This is a genomic window from Flavobacterium sp. FPG59, assembly GCF_002150205.1.
In the GTDB taxonomy this organism is placed as follows: domain Bacteria; phylum Bacteroidota; class Bacteroidia; order Flavobacteriales; family Flavobacteriaceae; genus Flavobacterium.
This window is the reverse complement of record NZ_MTCA01000225.1, coordinates 1-4,872: the sequence shown is the minus strand read 5'-3', so window position 1 is coordinate 4,872 and position 4,872 is coordinate 1. Positions and strand designations below refer to the sequence as shown.

The 4,872-nt window shown below is 32.8% G+C and carries 4 protein-coding genes; 1 reads left to right on the top strand and 3 read right to left on the bottom strand.

Features of this window, described 5'->3' with window-relative positions; all coding sequences use genetic code 11:
• Window positions 1–487 (top strand): CYTH domain-containing protein (locus FPG59_RS13900; RefSeq protein WP_369596822.1); only part of this gene is annotated, 487 nt, incomplete at its 5' end.
• Here the strand turns inward: FPG59_RS13900 and FPG59_RS13895 are convergent.
• The 3 genes from FPG59_RS13895 to FPG59_RS13885 all read right to left on the bottom strand — a co-directional run bounded on the left by FPG59_RS13895 (window position 488) and on the right by FPG59_RS13885 (window position 4,855).
• Complete coding sequence (locus FPG59_RS13895) at window positions 488–1,015, bottom strand: septal ring lytic transglycosylase RlpA family protein (protein WP_086455180.1); 528 nt, start codon at window positions 1,013–1,015, stop codon at window positions 488–490. It abuts the gene before it with no gap.
• 81 nt (window positions 1,016–1,096) lie between these two features.
• Complete coding sequence (locus FPG59_RS13890) at window positions 1,097–1,519, bottom strand: hypothetical protein (protein ID WP_086455182.1); 423 nt, start codon at window positions 1,517–1,519, stop codon at window positions 1,097–1,099.
• Between the two features lie 93 nt (window positions 1,520–1,612).
• On the bottom strand, window positions 1,613–4,855 hold the full coding sequence (locus FPG59_RS13885; RefSeq protein WP_086455179.1) for a carboxypeptidase regulatory-like domain-containing protein: 3,243 nt from the start codon (window positions 4,853–4,855) through the stop codon (window positions 1,613–1,615).
• Between the last annotated feature and the right edge of the window lie 17 nt (window positions 4,856–4,872).

Here is a 4,872-nt window from a genome sequence, read left to right as displayed (position 1 = left end):
TGCTAATAACAAAAATGCTATGATTGAAATTGAAAGAAAATTTATTGTAAAAAATCAATCCTTTAAAGAAAAAATTCACACGAAAAGCATTGTATCTCAAGGATATTTAAATTCAAACCCTGAACGTACAGTACGAGTAAGAATTAAAAATGATAAAGGATATCTTACCATAAAAGGAATTTCAAACGAATCTGGAACTTCGAGATATGAATGGGAAAAAGAAATCCCTTTAAATGAAGCTGTAGAATTATTTAAATTATGTGAAAAAGGAGCTATCGAAAAAACACGATATGAAATAAAATACGGCAATCACACGTATGAAGTAGATGAATTTCATGGAGATAATGAAGGGCTTATCATTGCAGAAATCGAATTGAGTTCTGAGAACGAAAAATTTGACAAACCCAATTGGCTTGGAGATGAAGTCACAGGAGAACAACGCTACTATAACTCTAACTTAAGTATATTACCTTTTAAGGAATGGTAATTAATTGTTTAATACTTCAAGTGTAACAAGCATTCCACCACTACCTTTATTAGAAGCGATTTCCATAAAAGCACGTTTGGTTAAATCAATTTCTCTTGATCTAACAAAGGGACCACGGTCTATAACTTCAACAATTACTGATTTTCCGTTTTTTTCATTGGTTACTCTAACCTTAGTGCCAAAAGGTAATTTTTTATGAGCTGCAGTAAGCTTAGAATTATCAAATCGTCTACCACTAGAAGTTTTCTTACCATTAAACTTATCAGCATAATAAGAAGCATGCGCCTCCTTTTTATATACCTTAAAAGTTCCCAAAATAGCAATTAAAGAATCTACTTTTTTTTCTTGTACGTCAGTGATGACCTTATCTTTTTTTATGGTATCCTTTTCAGTAATTCCCTTATTAGCTGCTGTCTTAAAAGCAACACTTTTTGAACCTGCTGCATTTTGTTTAGAAACAACAGCCGTTTGACAGACAGCAATACTTACTATTGCTAAAAATATAAATAGCGTAATTGATTTTTTCATGTAATATGTATTAGTTGAACAAAAATTGCAAAAACCATACCTAGATAAAAAAAGCTCTATTTCTAGAGCTTTTACAGGTTTTTACAACCATAATTTCCATGGAATTCTACTCAATATAAGTAGCAAACCAATACCATAAAAAATAGAAAACGTTTTAAATTTAGACTCGCTTGAAACTAATTTTTTATGTTTAGACCAACCTATTGTAATAAGAACAATGGCAATAATATTGATCAACGGGTGCTCTAATGAAGTTAAGCGAAGTGCTTTATCCTGCATTTGACCAAAAGAATCTAACCCTAATGGCGAAACGAAATACAAAATAATACCAACTAGCAGTTGAATGTGAATAGTTATTAAAGCAAACAAAGCTATTTTACGATCTTTTGCAGTAAATTCTTTTTTAGAAAAGAATCCTATTGCAGCGTTTACAACTGCAACAACTAGAATTAAAAGTGCCAGATACGCCCAACCAGAATGAAATTTTTGGATAAAATTGTACATAAATTTTGTTTTTGTTTTAACAAATATAATAAAAAAAGACATAAAAAAACCCCCACTTCATAAGAAATGAGGGTTGATTTATTTAAAAGTAAACTAGTTAAACGTGTAACGAACACCAGTTTGCATTTGCCATCTTGATGAGTTTAAACCTACATCATCAATTTGGTTAACTGTATTACCCGTTGCTGGGTTATAAGTAAAAGTTGGAGGCGTAGTAGTTGTTATAGCACCTACTTGCGTTAACAATCCAACACTATCGTTTGGCGTGAAATATCTTTTACCCCAATTCTTATTCAATAAGTTTGTAAAGTTGAAGATATCAGCTGTTAACTCAAATGTATGCTTCTTTTTACCAACAGTAAATGTAAATTCTTGAGCGAACTTAAGATCTACAACATGACTCGTTTTTAAACGATCACCATTACGTTCTGCGTATTGACCTTTTCTAGATCTTAAATATTCATTTCCTTCAATAAAAGCACTAAATGCTTCCCATTGCTGATCTGGAGTTAAACCATTAGCTGCAACAAATGTAATATCAGATTTAACCGCTGGTACAAAAATTAATGCAGAATTAGTGAAGGTATCTTGCATTAAACGCCCACCGTCATTATATACATAACTAATTGGAGTACCTTGTGCACCTTCGTAAAAGTAACCAATTCTTGTTTTTGTAAATTTATTCCATTTGAAAGTAGCATTACCATTAGATATAATTCTTCTTCCTGGATCAAAATCAGATCTAGATAATGTTAATGCATTTGCACCATTAAAGTTTTCTGTATTTCTCCACTGAGAACTATTTTGAGATGATGTAGCATCAAGTAAAACAGTTGATTTTCCATAAGAATAAGTACCCGAGATACTACCATCGACAAAATCAGACTTGAAATTCTTTGCTAAAGTAAACGCTAAATTGTATGCTTTACCTTCACTTGTATTAGAACCTAAATAAATACCTAAATACTGATTGTCAACTCTATTGTTTCCATTAAATCTTGGTCGTGTATCAGCACCCGCAAGATTACTAGATGCAGCTCTAATATTTAAATCTTCATAAGTTACTGCACTAATGTTGTCATTATATGTAATCTCTGATGTAAGTACAAAACCTAATGGTAATTTTTGATCTACAGCAAAGCTTGCTTTAAACACTTGTGGTAATTTAAAATCTTTTGCAAATAAATCGATGTTACCTCCTCTTCCTCCAGATCCAGGTCTAGGAAATGCAGGAGTGTTTGGTACTCCGGTAAGTTGACTTGCTACACTTGTGTTTGGTGTAAATAAAGGCATTTGGGCAGCATTAGTAATTTGTATAGCTCCCTGAGTTACACCATTATTATTATACGTTCCACCTGGCCAAACAAGAGGTAATCTTGAAGTAAAGATACCTGCACCACCACGAATTTGAGTAGATTTTTTACCATTTAAATCATAGTTAAAACCAATACGTGGAGCAATATGTGCAGTTGTATTGATACGCTCTCCAACTACAGCTCCTTGCAAGTTTTTACCTGCAGCTTGTAACAATGGAATTGTTCTGTTATTAAAGTCCGCATTACCTAAACCATCTTCCCATACCGGAATATCAACTCTTACTCCATAAGATAATTTGAAATTATCAGATAATCTCATTTCATTTTGAGCATAGAAGCCGAATTGTTTAGTACCAAATTCAGCAGCTCCTAAAGATTCGTCACCATCACCACCAATTAATGAATAATTTAATTGAAATCTGTTTGGTCTTCTATCCAATAAGAAATCATCTAAAGTGTTGTAACGGTAAGATCCAAAATTATTACCAAAAAACACATTCTTAGACTGAGAAAATTCATTATGAGTTCCTAATGTAATTTTACTAATACCAGTGTTAATTTCAAAATTATCAGTTATAGTTAATATTTTTTGATCTAATAAGTTTGCAGTTGAAAATGCCTCAGCTCCAAAGAAAATACTTTGGTTTGCTCCGTCAAAAATTTGTACAGTTGGAAATGGATTTCCTGCAGCATCTCTATCGTCAGCAACGTTAGTATACGCTACTACTAAGTTATTAGAGAATTTGTTACCAAATCTAGAACTTAATTCTAACGACGTAGAGTTTGTAACAGAATTAAATAATTGACTTCCGTTATCAAAACTTAGCGCTGTTATTGTTGAACGACTTGGTGAATATTGATCTGCCTTTACATAACTATGTTTGAATGATAATTTGTGATTATCATTAATGTTCCAGTCAATTTTACCAATTAATTTATCACTTACTAATGTACGAACCGTATTAGCAAAATTCCCTGGATCGTAACCATAAGTAGCTAATTTTGTTCTTAACTCACCTAATCTAGCTCCTGATAAACCTGTGTAGGTTGATAACTCAAATGGTTGAGGAGTATCATTGTCTTGTCTTTCATAGTTGATAAAGTAAAACAACTTATCTTTTATTACTGCACCACCTGCACGAACACCGTACGTTATAGCAGAGAAATCACCTAACTTTTGTCTTGGTGCTGTACCCGCTAATGCTGGAGGTGTTTTTCCAGAAATGGACTCATCACGATTTAAGAAATAAGCAGATCCTTCAAAATTGTTTGTTCCTGAACGAGTAATTGCACTAATTGCACCACCAGCAAATCCTGATAATTTAACATCATAAGGAGCAACACTCACTTGAAATTGCTCAATAGCATCAATAGAAATTGGACTTACTCCAGTTTGACCACCATTAGTACCATTTGCAGCTAAACCAAAAACGTCATTACTAACAGCTCCATCAATATAAATTGCATTGAATCTGTTGTTTTGTCCACCAATAGATAAAACGTCATCTCCTCTTAATTGCGCTTGTGGCGTCAACCTAGCAAAGTCAGATATATTTCGTGACAAAGATGGCAATGCTTTAATCTTATCAGAGTTAATAACCGTTTGTGCACCTGTTCTTTGAGAATTAAAAGTATTATCTCTTGAACTTCTAACAATAACCTCTTTCAATTGATTTGACTCTTCAGCTAAATTAACTTTAAAAGTTTTGTTTTCTCCTAACTGCAAGTAAACATCACTGTCTTCAAAGTTTGAGAAACCTACAAATGAAATTGTAATTTTGTACGGACCACCAACTCTCATGTTTGAGATTCTAAAATTACCCGTGTAATCTGTAGATCCTGAATAGCGTGTACCAGATGGTGTGTGTACTGCAAGAATAGAAGCTCCCGGTAGGGTCAACTTGTCCTTATCATAAACACTACCACTAATAGAAGAATTAGTGTTACCTTGTGCATAACTGCTTGTTGCAGAAAGCAACAAAACTGATAACACAAAAAACGCCTTTAATAATTTTTTCATATTGATTAGTTTATTAA

Coding starts and splice junctions, on each gene's coding strand:
- FPG59_RS13895 (WP_086455180.1), bottom strand. CDS start 1,015: ATGAAAAAATCAATTACGCTATTTATATTTTTAGCAATAGTAAGTATT.
- FPG59_RS13890 (WP_086455182.1), bottom strand. CDS start 1,519: ATGTACAATTTTATCCAAAAATTTCATTCTGGTTGGGCGTATCTGGCA.
- FPG59_RS13885 (WP_086455179.1), bottom strand. CDS start 4,855: ATGAAAAAATTATTAAAGGCGTTTTTTGTGTTATCAGTTTTGTTGCTT.